The 23220-nt window shown below is 58.2% G+C and carries 16 protein-coding genes; 11 read left to right on the plus strand and 5 right to left on the minus strand.

Annotated elements, in window-relative coordinates; translation table 11 throughout:
• Window positions 1-2215, plus strand: a 2215-nt coding sequence (locus tag AB5Y67_RS08390) for an efflux RND transporter permease subunit (RefSeq protein WP_368207660.1), incomplete at its 5' end; no start/stop codon positions are given.
• A gap of 117 nt (window positions 2216-2332) precedes the next feature.
• On the plus strand, window positions 2333-3832 hold the full coding sequence (locus AB5Y67_RS08395; RefSeq protein ID WP_368207661.1) for an MFS transporter: 1500 nt from the start codon (window positions 2333-2335) through the stop codon (window positions 3830-3832).
• A 616-nt stretch (window positions 3833-4448) separates the two neighbouring features.
• Here the strand turns inward: AB5Y67_RS08395 and AB5Y67_RS08400 are convergent.
• Window positions 4449-4787, minus strand: a complete 339-nt coding sequence (locus tag AB5Y67_RS08400) for a hypothetical protein (protein WP_368207670.1) — start codon at window positions 4785-4787, stop codon at window positions 4449-4451.
• On the opposite strand from AB5Y67_RS08400, the gene AB5Y67_RS08405 reads away from it, so the two are divergent.
• The 4 genes from AB5Y67_RS08405 to AB5Y67_RS08420 all read left to right on the plus strand — a co-directional run bounded on the left by AB5Y67_RS08405 (window position 4753) and on the right by AB5Y67_RS08420 (window position 9363).
• Complete coding sequence (locus AB5Y67_RS08405) at window positions 4753-5907, plus strand: putative glycoside hydrolase (RefSeq protein WP_368207669.1); 1155 nt, start codon at window positions 4753-4755, stop codon at window positions 5905-5907. The two genes, AB5Y67_RS08400 and AB5Y67_RS08405, sit on opposite strands and share 35 nt — an antisense overlap.
• A 61-nt stretch (window positions 5908-5968) precedes the next feature.
• Window positions 5969-7255 carry a carbohydrate porin gene (locus AB5Y67_RS08410; protein ID WP_368207662.1) on the plus strand — a complete coding sequence of 429 codons (1287 nt, stop codon included), beginning with the start codon at window positions 5969-5971 and terminating at the stop codon, window positions 7253-7255.
• A 74-nt stretch (window positions 7256-7329) separates the two neighbouring features.
• Window positions 7330-8199 (plus strand): MalM family protein, encoded by an 870-nt coding sequence (locus AB5Y67_RS08415; protein ID WP_123172738.1) that lies wholly within the window; start codon window positions 7330-7332, stop codon window positions 8197-8199.
• 141 nt (window positions 8200-8340) lie between these two features.
• A complete protein-coding gene (locus AB5Y67_RS08420; protein WP_042084009.1) occupies window positions 8341-9363 on the plus strand; it encodes a LacI family DNA-binding transcriptional regulator in 1023 nt (340 codons plus the stop codon).
• Window positions 9364-9693: 330 nt separating this feature from the next.
• Here AB5Y67_RS08420 and AB5Y67_RS08425 read toward each other — a convergent pair whose 3' ends face one another.
• The 3 genes from AB5Y67_RS08425 to AB5Y67_RS08435 all read right to left on the minus strand — a co-directional run bounded on the left by AB5Y67_RS08425 (window position 9694) and on the right by AB5Y67_RS08435 (window position 15820).
• A complete protein-coding gene (locus AB5Y67_RS08425) occupies window positions 9694-11022 on the minus strand; it encodes an ABC transporter substrate-binding protein (RefSeq protein ID WP_123172737.1) in 1329 nt (442 codons plus the stop codon).
• A 10-nt stretch (window positions 11023-11032) separates the two neighbouring features.
• Complete coding sequence (locus tag AB5Y67_RS08430; protein WP_307896464.1) at window positions 11033-13006, minus strand: methyl-accepting chemotaxis protein; 1974 nt, start codon at window positions 13004-13006, stop codon at window positions 11033-11035.
• A gap of 93 nt (window positions 13007-13099) precedes the next feature.
• Complete coding sequence (locus AB5Y67_RS08435) at window positions 13100-15820, minus strand: glycoside hydrolase family 3 protein (protein WP_307896463.1); 2721 nt, start codon at window positions 15818-15820, stop codon at window positions 13100-13102.
• 666 nt (window positions 15821-16486) lie between these two features.
• On the opposite strand from AB5Y67_RS08435, the gene AB5Y67_RS08440 reads away from it, so the two are divergent.
• On the plus strand, window positions 16487-18838 hold the full coding sequence (locus AB5Y67_RS08440) for a glycoside hydrolase family 9 protein (RefSeq protein ID WP_307896462.1): 2352 nt from the start codon (window positions 16487-16489) through the stop codon (window positions 18836-18838).
• 594 nt (window positions 18839-19432) lie between these two features.
• On the opposite strand, the gene AB5Y67_RS08445 is transcribed toward AB5Y67_RS08440, so the two are convergent.
• The gene (locus tag AB5Y67_RS08445; RefSeq protein ID WP_307896461.1) at window positions 19433-19624 is read right to left on the minus strand and encodes a hypothetical protein; all 192 of its coding nucleotides are present in this window, start codon (window positions 19622-19624) and stop codon (window positions 19433-19435) included.
• A 116-nt stretch (window positions 19625-19740) separates the two neighbouring features.
• Between AB5Y67_RS08445 and AB5Y67_RS08450 the strand changes: the two genes are divergently transcribed.
• Genes AB5Y67_RS08450 through AB5Y67_RS08465 form a run of 4 tightly spaced genes read left to right on the plus strand, consistent with a single transcriptional unit; the run spans window position 19741 to window position 23185 of the window.
• On the plus strand, window positions 19741-20046 hold the full coding sequence (locus AB5Y67_RS08450) for a PTS sugar transporter subunit IIB (RefSeq protein WP_042658343.1): 306 nt from the start codon (window positions 19741-19743) through the stop codon (window positions 20044-20046).
• Between the two features lie 27 nt (window positions 20047-20073).
• Window positions 20074-21426, plus strand: coding sequence for a PTS sugar transporter subunit IIC (locus tag AB5Y67_RS08455; RefSeq protein ID WP_042658342.1), 1353 nt, complete (start codon window positions 20074-20076; stop codon window positions 21424-21426).
• Window positions 21427-21483: 57 nt separating this feature from the next.
• On the plus strand, window positions 21484-22863 hold the full coding sequence (locus AB5Y67_RS08460; RefSeq protein ID WP_368207663.1) for a glycoside hydrolase family 1 protein: 1380 nt from the start codon (window positions 21484-21486) through the stop codon (window positions 22861-22863).
• A 10-nt stretch (window positions 22864-22873) separates the two neighbouring features.
• A complete protein-coding gene (locus AB5Y67_RS08465; RefSeq protein WP_010673336.1) occupies window positions 22874-23185 on the plus strand; it encodes a PTS lactose/cellobiose transporter subunit IIA in 312 nt (103 codons plus the stop codon).
• Window positions 23186-23220 lie beyond the last annotated feature (35 nt).

The raw sequence follows: 23220 nt of genomic DNA on the forward strand, positions 1-23220 counted from the left end.
TGCGGTGCGCACCCGCCTCGCCCAGCTTGCTCCCACCCTGCCGGCGGGCATGGCCTATTCGATCCCGTTTGACTCGGCCCCGTTCGTCAAGGTCTCCATCGAAAAGGTGATCCACACCCTGCTGGAAGCCATGGTGCTGGTGTTTCTGGTGATGTTCCTCTTCCTGCAGAACCTGCGCTACACCCTGATCCCGGCCATCGTCGCCCCCATCGCCCTGCTCGGCACCTTCGCGGTGATGCTGCTCGCCGGTTTCTCGGTCAACTCCCTGACCATGTTCGGCATGGTGCTGGCCATCGGCATCATCGTCGACGACGCCATCGTGGTGGTGGAGAACGTCGAGCGCCTGATGGCCACCCGGGGGCTATCGCCCCGGGAGGCGACGTCGCAAGCCATGAAAGAGATCACCGGGGCAGTGATCGGCATCACTCTGGTACTCACGGCGGTGTTCATCCCCATGGCGTTTGGCAGCGGCTCGGTGGGGGTCATCTACCAGCAGTTCACCCTGTCGATGGCGGTGTCGATCCTCATTTCGGCCTTCCTCGCCCTGACCCTGACGCCTGCGCTCTGCGCCACATTGCTGCGTCCGATCAGCCCGGATCATCATGAGAAGCGCGGCTTCTTCGGCGCTTTCAACCGGGGTTTCGAGCGGCTCACGGCGGGCTACGGCACGCGGGTAACCCGTCTGGTCGGGCGCAGCGGACGGATGATGGCGGCCTTTGCCGCCCTCTGCGCCGTGCTGGCCATCGCCGCCGCCCAGCTGCCCTCCTCTTTCCTGCCAGACGAGGATCAGGGCTACTTCATGACCTCCATCCAGCTGCCGACCGGCGCCACCAGCGAGCGTACTCTTGAGGTGGTCAAGGCCTTCGAGGCTCACGTCGCCTCTCGCGAGGCGCTGGACACCAATCTGGTGGTGCAGGGCTTCAGCTTCTCCGGCGCGGGCCCCAATGCAGCCATGGCCTTCACCATGCTGAAAGATTGGGATCAGCGTCATGGCGCCACGGCCGCCGAAGAGGCGGATCTGGCGCAAGCGGCCATGGCAAACATCCCTGAAGGCACGGTAATGAGCCTGCTGCCGCCGGCCATCGACGAGCTGGGCACCGCCTCCGGCTTCACTCTGTTCCTACAAGACAGAGCCAATCGGGGGGAAGCCGCGCTGCTGGCCGCCCAGGCACAACTGCTGGCGCTGGCCGCCAACAGCAAGGTGGTCAGCGATGTCTTCCCGGACAATCTGCCCCCCGGCGAGAGCATTCACCTCGAGATCAACCGGCAGAAGGCCGAGGCCATGGGGCTCTCGTTCACCAGCGTGAGCAGTACCCTGTCGACCGCGATGGGGTCGCTCTACGTCAACGACTTCCCCAACGGCGGGCACATGCAACAGGTCATCCTGCAGGCCGATGCGCCAACGCGCATGCAGCTCGATGACGTGCTCGGCCTGCGGGTACGCAATGCCAGCGGCGGCATGGTGCCGCTACGGGAGGTGGTGACATCGGTATGGCGCGAATCGCCGCAACAGATGATGCGTTTCGATGGCTTCCCCGCCGTGCGTATTGCCGGGGGGGCAGCGCCCGGCATCTCCAGCGGAGCGGCGATGGCGGAGATGGAGCGTCTGGTGGCGCAATTGCCGCAAGGCTTCGCCCTGGCCTGGACGGGACAGTCGTTGCAAGAGCGCCAGTCGGCCGAGCAGGCCCCCCTGCTGATGCTGCTGTCGGCGCTGGTGGTCTTCCTGGTACTGGCGGCGCTCTACGAGAGCTGGTCGATCCCGCTCTCGGTGATGCTGGTGGTGCCGCTGGGGCTGCTCGGTGCCGTCGCCGCCGTGGTACTGCGCGGCATGCCCAACGACGTCTTCTTCAAGGTGGGCATGATCACCATCATCGGTCTGTCGGCCAAAAACGCCATCCTTATCGTGGAGTTTGCGCGCCAGTTGCACGGCGAAGGGCGCTCGCTGCTTGATGCGGCTGTGACTGCCGCCCGCCTGCGTCTGCGCCCCATTCTGATGACGTCGCTGGCCTTCACCCTCGGTGTGGTGCCCTTGATGCTCGCCAGCGGCGCCAGCGCGGAGACCCAGCACGCCATCGGCACCGGCGTGTTCGGCGGCATGATCAGCGGCACCCTGCTGGCCATCTTCTTCGTGCCGGTCTTTTTTGTCTTCATCATCGGGGCGCAGGAGCGCCTGCAAGCCTGGCAGACCCAACGAGTGCACAGGGGGGAGCAATAATGCCAGTGGTATAGCGCCTTTTCCTGCTCTACGGCCTGAACAAGGGCTGCCAAACAGCCAGGGTTGAGGTCAGCGCAGCCAACCCCCATTTATTTATCATTACGGAGTAGTCAATCCATGTTCTCTGATACTCAACGCCGCTGGCTGGTACTGCTGGCCGTCATGCTGGCCTTCCTGCCGGTGGTCATCGACATGACCATATTGCACATAGCCGTGCCTTCGCTGGCCCAGGCCCTAGGCGCATCCGCGACCGAGGTACTGTGGATCATCGATATCTATCCGCTACTGATGGCGGGGCTTCTGGTGCCCATGGGTACACTGGCGGACCGCATCGGCAACCGGCGTCTGCTGCTCACCGGGCTTGTCATCTTCGGGGTCTCCTCCCTGCTGGCCGCCTTTGCGCCGACGCCCGCCACGCTCATAGGCGCACGGGTGCTGCTGGCCCTGGGGGGCGCGATGATCATACCCTGCGTGCTTGGCACCATACGTCGCACCTTCGAAGACAAGGATGAGCGCGCCATGGCGCTGGGTCTGTGGGGCATGGTCGGCGCTGCGGGGGCGGCCCTCGGGCCGCTGATTGGCGGTGCGCTGCTGGCGCACTTCTGGTGGGGATCTGCTTTTTTGATCAATGTCCCCGTCATGCTGGTCGTCGCGCCCCTGGTGTTCCTCCTGCCGCGAACCGAACAGACGACACCGGGTAGCTGGGGTCTGGGCCAGGCGCTGCTGCTTATCACCGGCATGCTGGCGTTGGTGTACGGCATCAAGGCGGCCGTCGGCACCACTCATTCTTCGGGGATTGCACTCGCCGCTGCACTGGGTGGTGCCGGGCTGCTGGCCCTGTTCGCGCGCCTGCAATTGCGCTCGGCCACCCCCATGCTGGATCTGTCGCTCTTCTCGCGCCCGGCAATCCTCGCGGGGATGATGATGGCGTTGGTGGCAACGGGCGCCCTGGCTGGCGTCGAACTGACCCTGGCACAGGAGCTGCAATACGTGCTGGGCAGAACGCCGCTGCAAGCCGGCATCTTCATGATCCCCATCATGGCCGCAGCCGCCGTGGGCGGCCCGGTGGCGGGTTATTTTTCCAACCTCTGCGGTCTGCGCACTGTCGCCAGCTCATCGCTGGCATTGTCAGCGGGGGCCTTGTGCTATCTGGCGCAGGTGGACTTTCACCACCCCGGTTTCTGGGTACCGGCCATGCTGGCCCTGCTGGGACTGACGCTCAGCATCGGCCTGACGGCCTCCTCCATTGCCATCATGGGATCGGTGGAGGCAGACAAGGGGGGAGCCGCGGGCTCGCTGGAGGCGACTGCCTACGAGCTGGGTACTGGGCTTGGGATCACCTGCTTCGGCGTCTTCATGTCCGATGTGTTCAGCCGCGCGATCCTGCTTCCTGCCACCCTGACCGAGCAACAGAGGGAGAGTGCCATGCGCTCCATCGGCGACAGCTATCTCGTCGCCCAGACGCTGGCGGAACCTCAGGCAACAGCGCTCATCGAGGCAGCGAAAGCCGCATTCTCGGCAGCTCATTCGACCTTGTTGATGACATCTGCGGGGCTGACTGGCTGCCTTGCCGTGCTGGTCTTCATCATGCTTGGGAGCTATCGAAGACAAAGCTAAATGAATAAAGAACCAATGCCGACTAACGCAGTGAATTTCGTTCATGTTTGATGGACATTGCTACGACTCGATTAAAAACCTTTGTTCACATAAATGTAGTGTTCAACTAAATCCGGGCACCCTCTTCGGCTCATTTTCGATCACCGTTGACGACTATTCATCCTCGCATTCATACGAACGCCGCCAGCTGTTGTCCTCCAATAGGGTCACTACGGCTCACGCTAATGGACCCGCTGACTTTCTATCGCGGAAACCACGGACTATCCAGCTCCCTGGGCCGTCTCTTTTTGAGTGCATGTTCTCGATATTGATTGCGTCAAGTCATGTTTTGGGTCGGCTGGAACGAGAACAAGATTGATAACCTACAATGTGAAATCGAAATCAAACAAGATAATTCCATCAGCCGAAGTTGCATGATAACCCATGATCCTCCCCTCTAATCACCAAGACAGTTTCGCTGATCACCCAACTCAACCACAAAAGCATAACCACTGAATAAAAATTAATTATTTGGTTAAAAATCAAAAGATTAAAAAATATAGCATAAAGGGGACGAATAATAACTCATAAATCAATAAAGGTTTTTATGTGATTTGCAACACAAACTTAGAACCTATCAAAGGATAAATATTGCATTGGAAATCGATTTCAAGAAAATGAGCGCAGTGTGATTTGCCTTGGCATCGATTGCATGGTGGCAGTTTGAGTCTCGACAATTCATCGTGATGGACATTTTCCCATTGATTGGAGTGGTCAGTATGAATGCAACAAAAAAAGGACTTTTAGCAACGTTGATCGCCGCAGCCTTGCTCGGCGGATGTGGCGGTGAAGAGAACATTTCTTCTAGCAACGGCAGTGAAACCCATCCGGGTGAAACGCCTCCTGGTGAAACACCTCCTGGCGGTGAAGATGGCGCATTGTTGCTGTTTGGTGTTGGAGCGAGCGCAAAAGTCACCCCCAATATTCAGTCGGAGAAGGATAACTGGAACCGTCAACCAGTCACGGCTACTCCTGTCGCCATGACCAGCATCAGTGCGGTGCTCATCAACAATGCTGGTACCGATGACACCGCCGATGTGCAGGTAGCCGGTGACGGAGATGGCACCTTCATGCTCAAATCCGCCACCCCTCTGAACCTGAGCAAATACGCCTCCGGTTTCATCGAGTTCCAGCTGCGGACCAAGAGCAAGGTGCCGGAAGTGCTCAATGCCTCCATCGACAACGAGTATCCCAACCGCAGCAGCCTGCCCATTGCCAGCGCCCTGACCGGTTCCGGCGACTGGGAAACGCTCACGCTGCCCATCAACTGCATGAAGCCCTTCCCCGGTGCCACGGCCATCAACCTCGCCACTGTGGGCACACCGTTCCACCTGGCCACCAAGGAAGCCTTCAACTACGAAATCACCAACATCAAGTACCTGCTCGCCACCTCGGCCAAGCCCGTTGTCGACCCGGTCACCTGTGAAGCGCCTGGCGGCGCTACCGACCCTGGAACCGATCCTGACACCAATCCAGACACAGGCTCCGGCGTCAACAATGCCCCCGCGCTGGTGGCCACCGATGCCGCACTCTACTACTCCGGTGACAAGAGCCAGGCCCAAGACCGCAGCGCTGATTACCCGGCAGCCAGCTTCGGCGGCACCCGGACCGATGAAAACCAGGTCATCACCATGGACCTGCCAGGCAATGGCGCCGCCTTCCTCGGGACCGACAGCGCCAATGGGGATCTCTCCGCCTATCAGGACGGCGTCATGCTGCTCGACCTGAAAGTCTCCAGTTACGGTGACTCCCCCAACATCCAGATCCGCATGGACGGTACCGCAGGCCCAGACTTTGGCACCTTCTTTACCATGGACAGCAACATCGTGCCCGATGACGACACCTGGTACCGCTGCATCCTGCCGGTTGCATCTCTCATTCCGGCGGCCAACACAGGCTCAGTACAAAAGGCGCTCTACCTGAGCGGGGCCTGGGACTCCATGGCCGGTCTGCGCTTCGCCTTCACCAACGTAGCCCTGAAAACAGCCATCCCGGCAGACTTTGACAGCACTCAGCCCTGCCAGCAGATCAAGTGATAACGCATTGAATTTTCGAGAAATCGATTGAAAATACTATTCTACGGATTGGAGCAATAAGATGAAATTGAAGTCACTCGCCTTGTTTGTCGGGGCATGTTGCGGGCTGGCAGTGCCCGCAGTATCGAATGCCGCCGAGAGTTTTGGCTTCCACGGTTATATTCGTGCCGGCTCAATGTTTGACGCCAAGGACAACTTCGCCAAGGCGGGGTACGAATATGAGATGGACAAGACCATGGGGCGCCTGGGCTCCGAGCTGGACAACAGCTGGGAAGCGGGCCTGAACAAGTTGTGGGATCTGGGCGGCAACAAGTCGGTCAACATCCACTTCAAAGTGGAGTCCGATGCCGATAACCTGCAAACCCGTGCAGCGCCTCGCGAAAGCGGTGTGTCAGAAACCTATGTGGAGCTGGGTGGCATCACCCCGACCGGGACCATGTGGGGTGGTCTGCGCTATTACGACCGCGAGAACTACATCTGGACCACCGACTATTTTTACACGGACTACTCGGGGACCGGCGTCGGCATCAAAGCCATGGAGCTGGCAGGCGGTAAGTGGGACTTTGCCTATATCAACAGCAACGACACCAGCCACTCCGATGGCACTGAAGCCACCATGCACACCCTCCACACCAGCGCCCTCTACGGCGCCTGGGACATGGAGATCGCACTCAAGCAGATGCCCAGCAACGAATTCACCGGCGACAACAAGCAATATGCGACCAAGGGGGCAGAAGGAACCGTCATTTATTCCCGCGACGACTTCTTCTTCATGCCGGGCGGCTTCTCCAAGTTCATCGCCCAGGCAGGACGTGGACTGGGTTCAGGCGACTTGCTGGGGGCCAACCTGACCAATACCGCCATGTATCGCAAGGGCTCCCTGTATCAGAAGACACTGCAGGACAAGGCGGATGGCTATGACTATAAACCCTACCAGTCCAAGGTGATGGAAGGCGATAAATCCTATCGCCTCTTCCTCTGGGGTGGCTGGTATGGCGCCAATATTCATCTGCTGCCGACCCTCTCCTACCAGTACAACGACTACGAGCTGGGTGGCCATGACTCCTGGTATGCCGCATCTCTGCGCCCGGTATTCCCGATCAATGAGTTTTTCTCTATCCAAACCGAAATCGGTTATGTGAAAAACAATTTAACCATCGATAGCATCGATCGTGGAAGCACTTCGCACAAGGTCAGTATAGTGCCGACATTTACGGTCAATACAGGCATGGGGCCGTCACCGGAGATCCGCATTCTGACGACCTATGTCGATCACAACAACGAGACCCCCTGGCAGGAAGACCGGGAAGATTTCCTGGTCGGTGTGCAGGCGGACATGTGGTGGTAGGTTAGGTCGCGATACTTATTTTCACTATAATCTCGGGTCCCTTGGGGGACCCGCATTGCATACGAGGAAACACGATGAAGGGAACGAAACAGTGTCTGCCTTTCCTGGTCAGTCTGTTGATGGCCGGGTGCGTCAGTAAAAGCCCGGAGCATCCGCCAAGATCGGCCACCTCCGACTTGCAGCAGCAGCTTCAACATGACCGAGAACAATTGTCGGGCAAAATGGCGATCGCGGCATTCAAGGATCTTCGCTTCCAGCCCTTCGGGCAAGAAAGCCGTTGGGTAAATGTGGGTACTGACAGCCCAGTTTACGCATTCGATTCGGGCAAAAGCTATGTGATGGCATTCTCATTGCCCGCTTTCCCCCAAGCTGCCCGCGTCAAAGTAACCATCCCAATCGACTATACCATTTTTCTGCCCAGCATCCTGTTACTGGACGAGAATCACCACCCCGTTCAAACCATTCCCAGCTCCTCTTTCAGTTATAACGGCCGTTCATTAATTTCAGGACAGAACATCCAGGGAGAATTTACCATTCCGGCCCCCATCGGCAGCGTCCGAGCTGCCTATATGGTGATCTATTCTACTACTCTGGATATGCAAGGCAGCACCAGGCTCAATCCTGACGATCTCCAGCGCGCAATGCAATATGATCGCTCCACGGATGTCGCCCGTCTCATCAATGTGGAAGTGCCCCATTCGGCCACCGGACGATTATATTTGGCACTGGACGCAGAGGCTGCTGTAAATGCGACACCGAACGCAAAAACCATATCGCCCGTGATGATCACAGCAGATAAAGCGCTAGGTGAACTGGATTATTATCAACATATTCGCACTGCGGTTGTGAGCAAAAACTACGAGCAGGCTCTCGCCTGGGTCAAGGCCGCCGAACAGGCCGGTTTTACCAAAGCAAGAGAGGTTTTTTTTGCCGCCCAGCAGTAGTGGGCCCCTCAATCTGAGGCGAAGCATCATTGCTTGTCACCACCAAGGGAAAGGGTTATCCTAACCCGCTGATTTATTGAGAATATATTCTTGTAATATTGGTTATAGCCAAGGGTTTTCACAGTCGAGTACGGAGGGCGGATGTCGAAGTCAGCTCAGGAGAAAAAAGCCACTGTCTATGATATCGCCAGACGAGCCGGTGTCTCGGCAAGCACTGTATCCCGGATATTAAACGGCTCGGCCAAAGTGGCCGCAGATAAACGCCAAGCGGTTGAAGATGCAATTCAGGAATTGAATTTTCGTCCCAACCTTATGGCACAATATCTGAAAACGGGTCAATCCATGACCCTTGGGGTATTGACTCAACATGTAGAGAGTCCATTTTCCAACGAAATGTTGCGTGGTGTTGAACATACCCTTCAGGGCATGGAGTATGTGCCGCTGATTGTCAGCGGTCACTGGAATGCGGAAGAAGAAGTCGAACGGTTGCGCCTGCTGGTAGCTCGTCGGGTCGATGGTCTTATTATTTTGACCGGCCACGTAAATCAACAAACGCTGCTCGAGTTTTCACAGCAAATACCCATTGTTGCCACTGGCCACAATATCATGACCGAGCGGGTACATTCCTTCAGCATCAATAATCGGCTGGGTGGCTACATGGCAACTCGCTATTTATTGGATCTGGGTCATCATGACATCGCCCACATTGTCGGCTTACCGGATCAAAACGATGCCATCGAACGTCATCATGGTTATCGTCAGGCCTTAGTCAGCGCGGGAATCGAATATGATCCATCCTTGGTCATCCAAGGGGATTTCGCCGAGGCTGGTGGCCTGAATGCAGTGAAGAAACTGGTGCAGAGTGGCCGGAAATTCTCAGCCATATTCTGCGCCAACGATCAGACCTGCTACGGGGCTATTTTGGGGCTCAAGCAGTGCGGCTTAAGGGTACCAGAGGATGTTTCACTCATTGGTTTTGATGACCTGCCATTCTCTACCTATTCCAACCCGCCATTGACCACGGTACGCCAGCCCATCTACGAGATGGGGGTCAAAATGGTCAAGACTCTGTTGGGTTTGATCGAGGGCACGGAGCCAAACTCGGACGAACTGCCCGAATTGAGCATTGTGGTGCGTGATACTACACTGCCGTACAAAGGATGAATGTCGACTGGGGGTTTTTCCCTGCGCAGCATCCGCTCAAAGCGGCCTTCGGGCCGTTTTTCTTTTGTCAGCCGCCTGTCCAGCGAGCGACTTGTCCTTGTCGCATCTTCCACCTTGTCTCTCTGACGTAGCACAGACTCCACACACAACCCGGCGTACCTCTTCTACCGGCCCCTCAATACGGCTGGCTCCATAAAACCAGCCAGAGCCTGGCAATGACAACCCGATGACATCTGCCTACAAACCGGCCCTGATGGAAAAAGGCGCCTGAAGGCGCCTTGAAGAGTCTGCTGATCGCTGCGGGGGATTGCCCTGTGGGCGTGTCCACCGTCAAGGCGCAGCGAAGGGAGACTCCGTCCCGATAGCTGTGCTGGTTGCCAGCGTGGGAAGATGCTCGTCCGCCTCACAGAGACGGGCTCTTTTTGCCGTCTTCTGGGGGAGATACCAGCTTGCCAACCCCTGCTGGATGCGCGCGGCGGCGGCTTCCGGCGTCATGGTGCCGAGCACCACGGATTGCGATACCTCCGCAAGCTCTGTGGTAAGCAATGGCTCACCCCGGGTGAGGAACTGCGCCCCCAGACGCAAGGTGGAATCGCAGGTATCCCGCCAGCCCATCATGGTGCTCGCCACCGGTTCCTTGAGCTCGAAGAAGTGGTTGGAGAGGGAGAAAAAACCGGGTACCGAATTGGAGAAACGCTCGGCAAAGTCGGCGCTTGCCATCCACTCCACCAGTTTCAGGGCGGCCTCCTTGTTCGGGCTGGCGGCATTGATGCCGATCCCCATGTCGGTGTGATCGGTGAAATAGCAGGTGTCCCCCTCCCGCGCGACGGGGGGCGGGAAGGCACCAAAATTGACCTTGCCGGTGAACTGGGCCAGCGACCAGGAGCCCGCCACTATCATGGCGGCCTTGCCCGCAGCAAAGGCATCCACCGCCTGTGCTTCGGTGGCATCGGCAGGATGGTCCCCTATGTAGGGCCGCCAGCTCGCCAGCTCACGAAACGCCGCCACATAAGGGGCATCGGTCACTCGCGCCTGACCGTTGATCAGCGCCAGGCGGCCATCTTCCCCATGCCAGTAATTGGGACCGATATTCTGATAACCAAGCTCGGAGACCACCCAGCTGTCGTGAGCCGCCAGTGCCAGCGGCAGATAGCGGCCATCCTGCTTCACCTTCTCCAGCACGGCGAAGAAGTCGGCACGGGTTCGCGGCAGTGTCAGCCCAAGGGCGTTGAAGATATCGACATTGAAGTAGAAACCCTGGATCACGGAGGCAATGGGCAGGCAGAAGGTCTGGGCCCCGGAGTCGGTCTGCCAGGCGGCCTTGGCAAAGCTCGGGAAGTTCTCCATCCCGGGCAGGTCCGTCAGATCCAGCAGATGCCCCTGCTGGAACAGCCGCAGGGACTGATCATAAGGGCGGCAAGTGATGAGATCCCCCGCCTTCCCCGCCGCCAGCCGCTCGGCAAGCTCCCGATCGTAATCCGCCGAGCGCTGCGAATGCAGCTTAAGGGTGATCTCGGGATGGATCGCCTGAAAACGGGGCAGAAACTGCTCCTTCCAGAGCGCCTCGTCATCCACGCGCCAGGTTTCCAGCACCAACTCCTGGGATACCGCCGCCGTACTCAGCCCCCAGACCAGCAGGGCACTCACAGATTTCCACATCGCCTCTCTCCTACACCTTGAAACGGGCCACCAGACTCTGCTGCTGGCTGGCCAGCCCCGACAACACCTCACCACTGCTCGCCGACACCCTGGAGGCCTGCTCGGTCTCGTGAGCTACGTCGGCGATGGCCGCCACGTGCTGGGCCACTCCCTGACTCACCGAAATCTGCTCGGCAGCGGCATAAGCCATGTGATCCGCGATCTCCTTGATTGCCTCCATACGCGAAGCAATCCCCGTGAGGGCACTCTCAACATCCCGAGTCTGCTGCACACTCTGCTCAGTCTGCTCATGGCTCTGGGCCATCACGTTCGCCACATCGCGGGCGCATCCCTGCAGGTTATCGATCATCACCTGGATCTCCTGGGTCGCCCCTTGTGAACGGGTAGCCAGCGCCCGCACCTCCTCGGCCACCACGGCAAAACCACGCCCAGCCTCCCCAGCACGGGCCGCTTCGATGGCCGCATTGAGGGCCAACAGGTTGGTCTGTTCAGCCATGCCACGGATCACCTCAAGAATATTGCCAATGTTGTTGCTGTAGCCTTCGAGCTTGCGGGTGATAGCCATGGCCCCGGCGATGCCGGTCGCCAGCTGTTCGATGCCATCCCGGTTGGCCTGCATCAGATCGCGTCCGCGCCGGCTCTCGTCATTGGCTTCACCCACCTCCCGACGAACATGATCGCTCGAGCGCGCTACCTCGGTGGCACTGGTTTCCAACTCGAAGATGGCGGCCGCCACCTGATCGGTCTGGGCCTTCTGCTCCTGCACCTGCGACATCACCTGCTCGCCGATCTCCGCGGTTTTACGCGTCTCGCTCACCAGGTGCTCAGACCCAGTCTGGACCTCCATCAAGAGCATCTTAGTGTGGTGGGCCAGCTGGTCGATGGAGTTCGCCACCTCACCAAGCTCGTTCCTGGCCGGGTAGCGAACCCGTAGTGTCATGTCCCCTTGTGCCATCAGACCGAGGACGCGATTGATCCGCACCAGCGGCACCTGGATGCTACGGGCCGTACTCCAGGCGACAATAATGGCGATGAGTACGGAACACAGGGCCACCACCACGATCCAGGTGCGGGCGCTGTCAACCGCGACGTCGGCACTCAGCCTGTCCTCCCGCATGCTCTGGTTGCTGATGGCAATGAGCATGTCCAGGGTTTCCCCCAGTTGCTGGCTCTGCGCCTCCTGCTTTTCACGCAAGCCATGGAGTTGCTGACTGATTTGCTGGTGGCGTACCAGGGTGGCGATCAGCCCCTTGTCGCCAAATACCAGCTGGGGGATGCGCGCCACATGGCGGGTGAACCTGACCTTGACGTCATCAGGGACAACAATCCGATCCAGACGCTGGTTCGCAATGTCGATGTCTTTGGCCAGAACCGCCTGCAGCGCCACCAGATCCGTGTTGCCGTCGGCACGCAGGATCAGCTTGAGATCCCGTGCAATACCGCTGGTGATGAGCTCCGCCTTGTTTTGCAAAGAGCGCCGCCCCGCCGTGTAACGCACCAGCAGGTCCGCCGCCGAACGGTAGTTGTCGTCCAGGTGCAGAAGCTCGCCCCGCATCCGTGAGAGCACCCGCTCCAGCTCGACCGACTCTTCGTGCAGGCTCATCAACTGCTCAGAGATGGTAAAAAGCCGAGGGGCCTGGTCGGTGACCCGGGCGAGTTGCCGCTCACTCTCGGTATCGAGTGTCAGGGCCGCGAATGCCTTGATGTGCTGCTCATAGCGGACCTTGTCATGGGTAAAACGCTGGCGGGACTGGGGGAACGTCGACGTATCCCTGATGGCGAGATGCGCCAGGCTGTCCCTGTCAGCCATCAGCAAGGCGGCGCGCAGCCGGCTGGCGGTCAGGGCCTGAGGCGTCGCCTCCTCGGTCACCTGCTGGAAACGACCGTGAATAGAGGTCGTCTTCAGGTAACTGATGGCCCCGAGCAATAGCAACAGGACCAGCAGCAGCGTAAAGCCCAATCTGATCCGCTGTACGATCGACATCCTTTTCTCCCACCTCTCCCTCCGCATCGGGGCGGAGCCGGTTATCAAGGCACCAGGAGCCCGACAGGCATCCTGGTGCATCTGGCTGACGGCTTATCGACTCAACCTGCCCTGGCAATCGAGCCTGACCACTTCCCCTGAGGCCCCCAGCAGAGAAGCCGGTACCCAGCGTACGGTCGCTATGTCGATGCGCGCCTGTCCACTTGTGCCCAGGATGAAGGGGGTATTGACCTTTGCGAAGTCCATGCCCTCTTCGAGGCAGCGCAGGGGCAGACTCAGGGTCACCCACTTCTGCGGGGGCAACTGGCGCAAGGCCGGAGCAATCTCGATGGACTTGCCGCAGGGCCAGCCACACTGCAGCCCCAGCGTCATGTCCCCCGCTGGTGCCTGCTGCACCCGCAGCGTCACCTGCAGCCCGCTTTCGCCCTTCAGGTAGGTGCGACGATCCGCCCCCTTGACCTGGGTGGTCTGCAACTGGATCGTGGCCCCGGAGTCGACACCCGGCTTGTCCGCCCCGAGGAAGGTGACCGCTCGCGCATCCTGCTGGCGCAGGTAGTCGATGGGCTGAACCTTGATGAAGGTCATCTCGGTCACGCTGTTGCCGGAGACTTCAGTCCCCGTCCAGTTGCTGGCATCCCCCATGCGCAGACGGTGTTCTTCACCCGCCTTTGGCCCGAACAGCTCGAGCACCTTGTCAGCGGCGCTCAGTTTGGCGGGGTCGCTCTCGTTGCAGCCGAAGGTTCGTTTATCCAGGGTCAGGGTATTGAGGTTGCTGACCCGGGCCGCCACAGGGGAAGGCTTGCCATAGCTGAGCCCGTAGCCATAGGGGAAAAGCGGTGCGTACTCACCCGCTGGATCCTGCTCGAAGGTTGGGCGCTGCCAGCCCGGGATATGTGTGGGCGTGCGATTGATGGTGGTGGCGCACTTGCTGAAGGGCCACGAGAAGGAGAGGCGTCCCTGGAAGTCATGGGCCACCTTGCCCTTAGCATCCTTGAACAGCAGATCGGTGATCCCCTCCCCCTCGGTGCCCGGCAACCAGGCGGCGACAAAGGCGGAAGAGAGATTGATCTCCTCATTGACGTAGAGCGGACGTCCGGAGAAAAGCACGGTCACCACGGGGATGCCGGCCGCCTTCAGTCGCTTGAGGGTCAACAGATCCTCGTGATAGCTGCTCTTGAGATCCCCATAGGCAAGGGTCTTGTTGTCAGGAATATCGCCGAACCACTCGGCATAGGGATCCTCCCCCATGACCAGGATGGCGACATCGGGCTTGGCTCCCGCAAGCTCACCGGATCCCGTGCTCACCTGCACATGATCCGCACCGACGGTGGCGGTCACCGCATCCAGTACGCTCTGGGCACCGGGGAAATCACCGCGCCCGTTCTCGCTGCCTTGCCAGGTCAGGCTCCAGCCCCCCACCTGCTTGCCCAGATCGTTGGCGGCGCTCCCAGCCACCAGCACCCGGCTCTGCCGGCTCAGGGGCAGGATCCTGCCCTCGTTCTTGAGCAGCACCAGCGACTTGCGTACCGCCTCCCGGGCCAGCGCCTTGTGCGTCACTGCACCAAGTTCACTCTGTTTGCCCGCCAGCTCACGGGCCGACGGCATGGGTTTCTCCCACAGCCCGGCCCGCATCTTGACCCGCAGGATACGCGTCACGGCATCGTCGATCCGGCTTATCGGGATCTGCCGGCTCGCCACGCCATCGAGCAGGCTCTGGCGAAACTCCATCCAGTCCTTGCGCGCCGTGACCATGAAGATGTCGACCCCGGCCAGCACCGCAGGCAGGCAGCTCCCCATGGTACAACCGGCGATCTCGCTGTGACCGTTCCAATCAGAGACGACAAGGCCATCAAAGCCCATCTTGCCCTTGAGCACGTCGGTCAGCAGATAGCGGCTGCCGTGCAGCTTGCCATTGTACTCAACCCCGTCTTCTGGCAGCACGTCGCGGTTGAGCTCGTTGTGCCAGCTGTTGAACGAAGCCATGACCACCTGGGCACCGGCATCCAGCCCCGAGAAGTAGCCCACCGCGTGCAGGTTGCGCAGGTCCTCTTCCGAATAGAAGTTCTGACCCCGGTCGACCCCGTTCAGGGTACCGCCGTCCCCCACGAAGTGTTTCACGTTCGAGATGACATGGCGCTGGCCGCGCAGATCCGTCGCGGAACCTTGCAGGCCACGCACCATCTCGCCGGCATAGTGATAGACGATGGCGGGATCTTCGGAATAGCCCTCATAGGTCCGGCCCCAGCGATCATCCCTCGGCACCGCCACCGTCGGTGCGAAGGTCCAATCCAGCCCGGTGGCGGCCACTTCCCGCGCCGTCACCTGGCCGATACGGTAGATGAGATCCGGATCCCGCGCCGCCCCCAGGCCGATATTGTGCGGGAACAGGGTCGCCGCGAAGACGTTGTTGTGGCCGTGCACCGCATCGGTCGCCCACATGAAGGGGATGCGATACCCCCTGCCCTCAAAGCCCGCTTCCGCCGCCTGCCAATAGGTGTCGGCCTGGAGTGCCCAGTCCTGGGCCGACGCGTGTTTGTTGTTGCCGGGCCAGCCCCCCCCCCCGTTGAGGACGGAGCCAATCTTGTAGCGCGTCACCTCCTCAGGTGTCACTTCACGAAAGTCGGGCTGGATCATCTGGCCAACCTTCTCCTCCAGGGTCATCCGGGAGAGCAGAGCCTGGATCTGGCGCTCCATCCCCTCGTCCCTGGCAATGGCGCTGTGGATCTGCGGCCAGGTGGAAAAATAGGGCATGGTCGACAACTCATCCGCCATCCCGGCACTCCAGATGCCGCACCCCACGAATAGGCAGGTCATAGACCTGGTGAGACCTGTAGTTTTACGCATTTTCCTTATGACTCTCCGGATATTCTCATTCATCGCCTGACGCATCGATCATGGGGTCCGCCTTGAAAAACAGCCCAAATATGAAATCGATTGCAAGAATATTTAATGGTAAACAGAAATCTCCTCACCATTCCAGCAGTATCTTTACCCTGCCACGGTAAAAATCCCACCGAGAGAGTAAATAGTGATGTAGCTCACAAAGATAAGACTGTTTCTCGCCAGCAAAATATCCAGGAGGGGATGGAGCACACGGAAAAGCACCATGATAGAAAAAGCAATAAAATTATAAACATATAGTGTATTTTTCATCTCATGCCACTGCATATTTTACCGAGAATGGCACCCATTTGGTTAAACTGGCGGGAAATAAAGAGAGGATGATAAGGATTCAATAGAATTCAAATCTCGTAGATCTACATATCAATAAACGAAAATTTGTAGCCCACATCACAGTTCATAAAGGCAAACTTGATTTGCCACAAACTTTACTATTACCTAATTCATGAAATCGATTTCCACTCAAGGGTTGTATGTAAGTCTTGACAGTGAAATGCGGGTAGCAGGATGACTCGGTCATTTTCAGCGCGAGTGCGAAAATCGACACCATTATTTCCGTCTGTGATCAAAGAGGTAACAATGAAAACATCTCAGCTTAGTGCCCTGACGCTTGCCATGTCTTGCGTCATTGGCTTGCATGGCTGCTCCCTGCCCAGCGCAGGAGCATCTGGTTCAGCTACCTCCTCGGCATCTGCCGGGCCTGTGGGTGAATTGCTGACCAATGGGGGCTTCCAGGGAACCGATGGATGGTGGACGGCCGGGGGGACCCTGAACGCCGAGAACCAGATGGGCTGTATCACCTTCACCGAGTCGGGATCCAATCCCTGGGATGTCATCCTGGGCCAGTCCAATCTCGGCCTGGTGCAGGGGCAAACCTACAAGCTCCATTTCACTGCCATGGCCAAGAGCGACATCAACGTCAAGGCCCTGATCCAGCATGATGGCGCCCCCTACACCAACCATATGGTGCAGGACCTCGCCCTCAGCAGCACACCCAAACCTTTCGACATCCAGTTCACGCCCTCCTCCACGGACGAGAAGACCCAGTTTCAACTCCAGATGGGCACCCAGACACCGACCACCGTCTGCATCGGTGAAGCAACGCTCTCGGGTCCATCCCTGGTCAAGAAATCTGATCTGGCCAGCGTGCGCGTCAACCAAGTCGGCTACCTGAGCAAGGCATTGAAACGTGCGACCATCGCCACCGACAGTAAGGACTCGCTCCCCTGGACCCTGCGCAATGCCCAGGGTGAGGCCATCGCCGAAGGCAAGACCACACCCTTTGGCCTGAATGCAGCATCCGGCGAGAACGTACAGATTGCCGACTTCAGTCAGGTCACCACCCCGGGCACCGGCCTGGTACTGGAGGTCGCCGGCCAGAAGAGTCATCCATTCAGCATCGGCGATGACATCTATCACACCATGAAATTCGATGCCCTCTCCTTCTTCTATCAGCAGCGTAGCGGCATCGACATCGAGGCCAAATATGTCCAGCGCCCCGATCTCGCTCGCCCGGCAGGACACAAGCCCGAGAAAGTGACCTGCTTCAACAAACAGGATGCCAAGGGCAACCAGTGGCCAGGTTGTGACTTCACGCTGGATGTGACCGGCGGCTGGTACGACGCTGGCGATCAGGGCAAGTACGTGGTCAACGGCGGCATCTCGGTATGGACCTTGATGAACCTCTATGAGCGAGAGCAACTGGCGCAAGAGGGTGACAAGAGCGCCTTTGCCGACGGCAAGGCTAAAATCCCGGAACAGCACAACGGCCACAACGATCTGCTGGACGAATCCCGCTGGATGATGGAGTTCTTCCTCGCCATGCAGGTACCCGAAGGCAAGAAGGCCTGGGTACCGGTAGGAGATCAGTCCAAGCAGCTCGACAGCCTGAAACTGACCGAGATCGATGCCTCAGGCATGGTCTTCCACAAGGTCGCCGATGAAGCCTGGACCGGGATGCCGCTCCCGCCCCACAAGGATCCACAACCCCGTTTCCTGAGCCACCCCAGCACGGCTGCGACCCTGAACCTGGCTGCCACCGCAGCCCAGTCTGCTCGCGTATGGAAAGATCTGGATCCGGCCTTCGCACAGCGCAGCCTACAGGCAGCCGAACGAGCCTGGAAGGCGGCCAACCGCCATCCGGACGTCTATGCCTATGACAACTTTGTGGGATCCGGTCCCTACGATGACACCAACCTGAAGGACGAATTCTACTGGGCTGCCGCCGAGCTATTTACCACCACCGGCAAATCCGAGTACAAGCAGGCCGTCCAGCAGTCCCCTCTCTATATGGCCGCCCCCAAGGGGGATCGCAGCGCAAGCGGTGATCTCTACTGGCAGGATCTCAGCAGCGCAGGGACCATCACGCTGGCCATGGTGCCTAACAAACTGGGCAAACAGGAAGTGGAGAAGGCGCGCGCCGCTATCATCGCCGCCGCCGACGGCTACCAGAAGAGCGTGGCGACAGAGGGTTACCTTATCCCCTATCAGGCCACCGAATACCCCTGGGGCTCCAACTCCAACCTGATGAATCGCAGCATCTTCCTCGGGTTGGCCCATGACTTCACGGGGGAGCGCAAATACCTGCAGGCCATGTCCGATGCCATGGACTATGTGCTGGGCCGCAACCCCCTCGACCAGTCCTATGTGTCGGGCTACGGCAGTCGTCCGCTGAAGAATCCGCACCACAGGTTCTGGGCACACCCAGCTGATCACGCGTCCCCCCTGGTTCCGCCAGGAGTAATGTCTGGGGGCCCCAACTCCATCAACTTCAGCGATCCCGTTGCATCCACTATGAAAGGGAAGTGCACCGGCCAGACCTGCTGGAAAGACGAGATAGGAGCCTGGACCCTGAACGAAGTTACCATCAACTGGAATGCTCCCTTCTTCTGGGCTGTCAGCGTGCTGGATGAAGGCGGATTAACCCGTTAAGTGCGCTCCCGATGCTCCGTCACCATGGCGGAGCATTTTCCCCTCCCGACCTTGTCCCTATGCAGATATCGGGCCTGTGTCTATCTTTTTCCCCATCTCCCATCAATGCAAACGCCACAGGGCGAATAGATAAGTGGCCGCAAACTCTTGCGTCCCTCCCTTATCCACAGCCTTTACGACAAAGTTATGCCTTCTGAGTGCTTCTCATCCACCTTTGGGCGCTGCTGATTTTCTACCGTAATACCGCAATACGGCAGCCGCGCAGAGCAATCTCTCCTGCGATGCAATACAGTGCTACATACAGGTAGATGAGCCCGTGCCAGTACCTGGAGTCGATACTGTCATCATCCCTTCGGGCTTACGGCAAGGTTAGGTCAACGCCTCCATCGGCGCAGGGCTTTGCCCTAGGTCTGCGAGCTTCTGCAATGAAATCTTGCAACCATCTCACATCTGAAAGGTCTCCCTATCCCCAACATGGTCCAGAAAAGGCCCCTAGGCCATGACGAGACCTGCCATCAGGGCGGAGTAACCATCAGCAGAGAGCGGTAAAGCACAGGACATCATGGAGGCGGGTATCTGTTGGGGCTTTCAACATCAATGCACCGCGGGAAGAGTACACTCTGCATCTTGTGGAGCCTGCCCAGCAGGTGTTGGGTAGGCATAAAAAACCAATAAGCATGAAATCGATATTTCAAAATAAAAGCCCAGCAAAAACTCGATCAAACCCATCAACAAAAAAACAAAAAACACTTCATTTTCAATAGAGTGAACGCCATGATCGCTCACAAACACAACTCAACAAGTGATCGACATCACAATTGCAAAAGCTCAAATGTGAAATCGATTTCCCAAATTATTAGGTCGATCTATAGTGAGTTCAATTTAATAACTGAGGAATGATCATGAAAAAAATCATGCTGTGCTGCTCTGCCGGGATGTCCACCAGCCTGCTGGTGAAAAAAATGCTGGTAGAAGCCGAAAAACGGGGCCTGGCTGCCGAGATCAAGGCTTTTGGCGCATCAGAGTTCGATGATCAGATGCCGCTCTACCAGGTGGTCTTGCTAGGGCCACAGATCAAGTACATGCAACCTGAATTACAAGCCAAGGCAGCCGTTCATGGTGTCAAGGTACAACCCATCGACATGATGGATTACGGCATGCAGCGCGGTGACAAGGTGTTGGATTACGCCCTGTCCCTGATTGGTTAAGCGTGCTCACAAGGAAGGACACACACAATGAGTTCACTCTATGGGATGCTGGTCAAGTTGATCGAACAACGGATCGGCCCATTGGCAGGAAAACTGGGCCAGCAACGCTATGTTCTGGCCATCCGTGACGGCTTCATTGCCGCGCTGCCGTTCATGATCGTCGGCAGCTTTATGCTAGTCTTCATCTTCCCCCCCATCTCCAGCGAAACCACCTGGGGCTTTGCCAGAGCTTGGCTAGATTTTTCCAACACCTATCGTGCCGAACTCATGTTGCCCTTCAACATGAGCATGGGACTGATGACGGTCTTCATCTCGGTGGGCGTCGCATCCAGCCTGGCCAAGCAATACTCCCTGGACCCCATCACCACGGGCCTGCTCTCCCTGATGTCGTTCATGCTGGTGGCGGCGCAATATAAAGACGGCACCATCTCCACCCAGTATTTCTCCGGTCAGGGCATCTTTACCGCTCTCATTTGTGCCATCTATTCGACCGAGGTCTACGCCTGGCTCAAGCGCAACAACATCACCATCCGTCTGCCCGAGCAGGTCCCGATGGGGGTGGCGCGCTCCTTCGAGGTACTGATCCCGGTCCTGGCGATCATCCTGACCTTACACCCCTTCAACATGCTGCTGCAGGAAACCACAGGCATGATCCTGCCCGAGGCGATCATGGCCATGCTCAAACCGCTAGTGGCGGCTTCCGACAGCCTGCCTGCCGTCTTGCTGGCGGTGCTGTTGTGCCAGATCCTATGGTTTGCCGGCATCCACGGCACCATGATCGTCACCGGCATCATGAACCCCTTCTGGATGGCAAACCTGGCCAGCAACCAGGCCGCACTAGCCGCAGGTCAGGCCATTCCTCACACCTTCCTGCCCGGTTTCTGGGATCACTTCCTGTTCATCGGCGGCGTGGGATCCACCTTGCCACTGGCATTCCTGCTGATGCGCAGCCGTGCCGTGCACCTGCGCACCATAGGACGAATGGGCGTGGTCCCCGGGTTCTTTAACATCAACGAACCGATCCTGTTTGGTGCCCCCATCATCATGAACCCGGTCTTCTTCCTGCCCTTCATCCTGGTGCCGGTGATCAACGCCATCCTGGCCTGGTTTGCCGTGGATCTGGGTCTGGTTGAGAAGGTCGTGATGCTGACCGCATGGACCACGCCGGCCCCCATCGGCGCCTCCTGGGCGACCAACTGGGCCTTCAGTCCGGTCATCATGTGCTTCATCTGCATGGGGATCTCCGCCCTGATGTATTACCCCTTCGTGCGGGCTTACGAACGCACCCTGCTCAAGCAGGAAGCCGAGACGGCTGAAGCGGAAGAAGCCGCCAGATCAGAAAAAGCAGACACAATCACACCGATTCAGAGTCAGGCGTAAGCACCCGGCGTGCGGGCGCCACGCCGCCTGCACGCCGGTCATCAAGAGGAAACTGCAATGCAATATACATTCCCCGAAGGCTTCTGGTGGGGTAGCGCCTCGTCGGCCGCACAATCGGAAGGGGCTGCCAACGTGGGCGGCAAGGCACCGACCATCTGGGATCACTGGTTCGAGACGGAGCCACATCGTTTCCACGGTCAGGTAGGCCCAGCCAACACCTCCACCTTCTACGATCGTTATCGTGAAGACATCGCATTGATGGAACAGATTGGCCACAACAGCTTCCGCACATCCATCTCCTGGGCCCGGTTGCTGCCGGATGGCCACACCGTCAACCAGGAGGCCGTCGACTTCTACAACAAGGTTATCGATGAGCTGCTGGCCAAGGGGATCAAACCCTTCATCGGCCTGTTCCACTTCGACATGCCGATGTACTGGCAGGAGCAGGGGGGCTGGGAGAGCCGCGAAACCGTGGCGGCTTATGCCGAGTACGCAGAGCTCTGCTTCAAACTGTTCGGTGATCGCGTCGCCTGCTGGATGACCTTCAATGAACCAGTGGTGGTGGTGGAAGGTGGTTATCTGTATGACTTCCATTACCCGAACCAGATGGACTTCAGACGGGCAGCCCAGGTGGCTTATCACATGATGCTGGCCCACAGCCTGGCGGTGAAGCGTTATCGAACACTATCCCTGCCCGGCCAGATCGGCATTGTCCTGAACCTGACCCCCTCATATCCGCGCTCTTCAAACCCGGCGGACTTGAAGGCCTCGTTCATTGCTGACCTGTTCTTCAACCGCGCCTTCCTCGATCCTGCGGTGAAGGGAGTTTATCCCCAGGAGCTGATCGATATCCTGCGCGAACACGATCAGATGCCCGTGGTGCAAAGCGGCGACTGCGAACTGCTGGCCGCCGGCAAGATCGATCTGCTCGGCATCAACTATTACCAGCCGCGGCGAGTGAAGGCACGCATGACGGCCATCAACCCGGACTCCCCTTTCCTGCCTGACTGGTTCTTCGAGAATTACGAGATGCCAGGCCGCAAAATGAACCCTTATCGTGGCTGGGAAATATATGAGCGCGGTATTTATGACATATTGATCAACCTGCGCGACAACTATGGAAATATTCCAAGCTATATCTCCGAAAATGGCATGGGTGTCGAAGGGGAACACAGATTCATTGGTGAAGATGGTCAGGTAAAAGACGACTATCGTATCGACTTCATTCGTGGCCACCTCCAGTGGATTCATACCGCCATTGCTGAAGGAAGTAATTGCCGTGGTTATCACCTGTGGACCTTTATTGACAACTGGTCCTGGATGAATGCCTACAAGAACCGCTATGGATTCATCAGCCTTGATTTGGAAAGCCAGCAGCGCACCATCAAGAAAAGTGGTGAATGGTTCGCCAACGTCTCTCGTAATAATGGATTTTAAGGAGTCATAAATGATGGATCTTGAAGAAGCAGTCATGGGCATCATCGTCAATGCCGGTCAATCTCGCAGTCTCTGTTTCGAAGCCCTGCGTCAGGCTCGTGCTGGCCAGTTCAGCGAAGCGGATGCCTTGCTGCTCCAAGCCACCGACGCAGGGAAGGCTGCCCATGCCGTACAAACCAAACTGATTGAAGCCGATGAGGGCGAAGGCAAGACCAAGATGACACTGGTCATGGTACATGCTCAGGATCACCTGATGACCTCCATTCTGTGCCGCGAACTGGCCACCGAACTGGTCGAGATCTATCGCCGCCAAGCCAGCTGATTTTAACTCATCGGATCGGGAGTCCGTGCTTTTGC

The organism is Aeromonas sp. s12, from assembly GCF_040907925.1.
Lineage (GTDB): Bacteria > Pseudomonadota > Gammaproteobacteria > Enterobacterales > Aeromonadaceae > Aeromonas > Aeromonas veronii.

Bases quoted from the DNA above. Each gene is read 5' to 3' on its own strand.
- AB5Y67_RS08425 (WP_123172737.1), bottom strand. From the start codon at position 11,022: ATGTGGAAATCTGTGAGTGCCCTGCTGGTCTGGGGGCTGAGTACGGCG.
- AB5Y67_RS08465 (WP_010673336.1), top strand. From the start codon at position 22,874: ATGATGGATCTTGAAGAAGCAGTCATGGGCATCATCGTCAATGCCGGT.
- AB5Y67_RS08415 (WP_123172738.1), top strand. From the start codon at position 7,330: ATGAAGGGAACGAAACAGTGTCTGCCTTTCCTGGTCAGTCTGTTGATG.
- AB5Y67_RS08430 (WP_307896464.1), bottom strand. From the start codon at position 13,006: ATGTCGATCGTACAGCGGATCAGATTGGGCTTTACGCTGCTGCTGGTC.
- AB5Y67_RS08455 (WP_042658342.1), top strand. From the start codon at position 20,074: ATGAGTTCACTCTATGGGATGCTGGTCAAGTTGATCGAACAACGGATC.
- AB5Y67_RS08435 (WP_307896463.1), bottom strand. From the start codon at position 15,820: ATGACCTGCCTATTCGTGGGGTGCGGCATCTGGAGTGCCGGGATGGCG.
- AB5Y67_RS08395 (WP_368207661.1), top strand. From the start codon at position 2,333: ATGTTCTCTGATACTCAACGCCGCTGGCTGGTACTGCTGGCCGTCATG.
- AB5Y67_RS08440 (WP_307896462.1), top strand. From the start codon at position 16,487: ATGAAAACATCTCAGCTTAGTGCCCTGACGCTTGCCATGTCTTGCGTC.
- AB5Y67_RS08410 (WP_368207662.1), top strand. From the start codon at position 5,969: ATGAAATTGAAGTCACTCGCCTTGTTTGTCGGGGCATGTTGCGGGCTG.
- AB5Y67_RS08460 (WP_368207663.1), top strand. From the start codon at position 21,484: ATGCAATATACATTCCCCGAAGGCTTCTGGTGGGGTAGCGCCTCGTCG.
- AB5Y67_RS08450 (WP_042658343.1), top strand. From the start codon at position 19,741: ATGAAAAAAATCATGCTGTGCTGCTCTGCCGGGATGTCCACCAGCCTG.
- AB5Y67_RS08420 (WP_042084009.1), top strand. From the start codon at position 8,341: ATGTCGAAGTCAGCTCAGGAGAAAAAAGCCACTGTCTATGATATCGCC.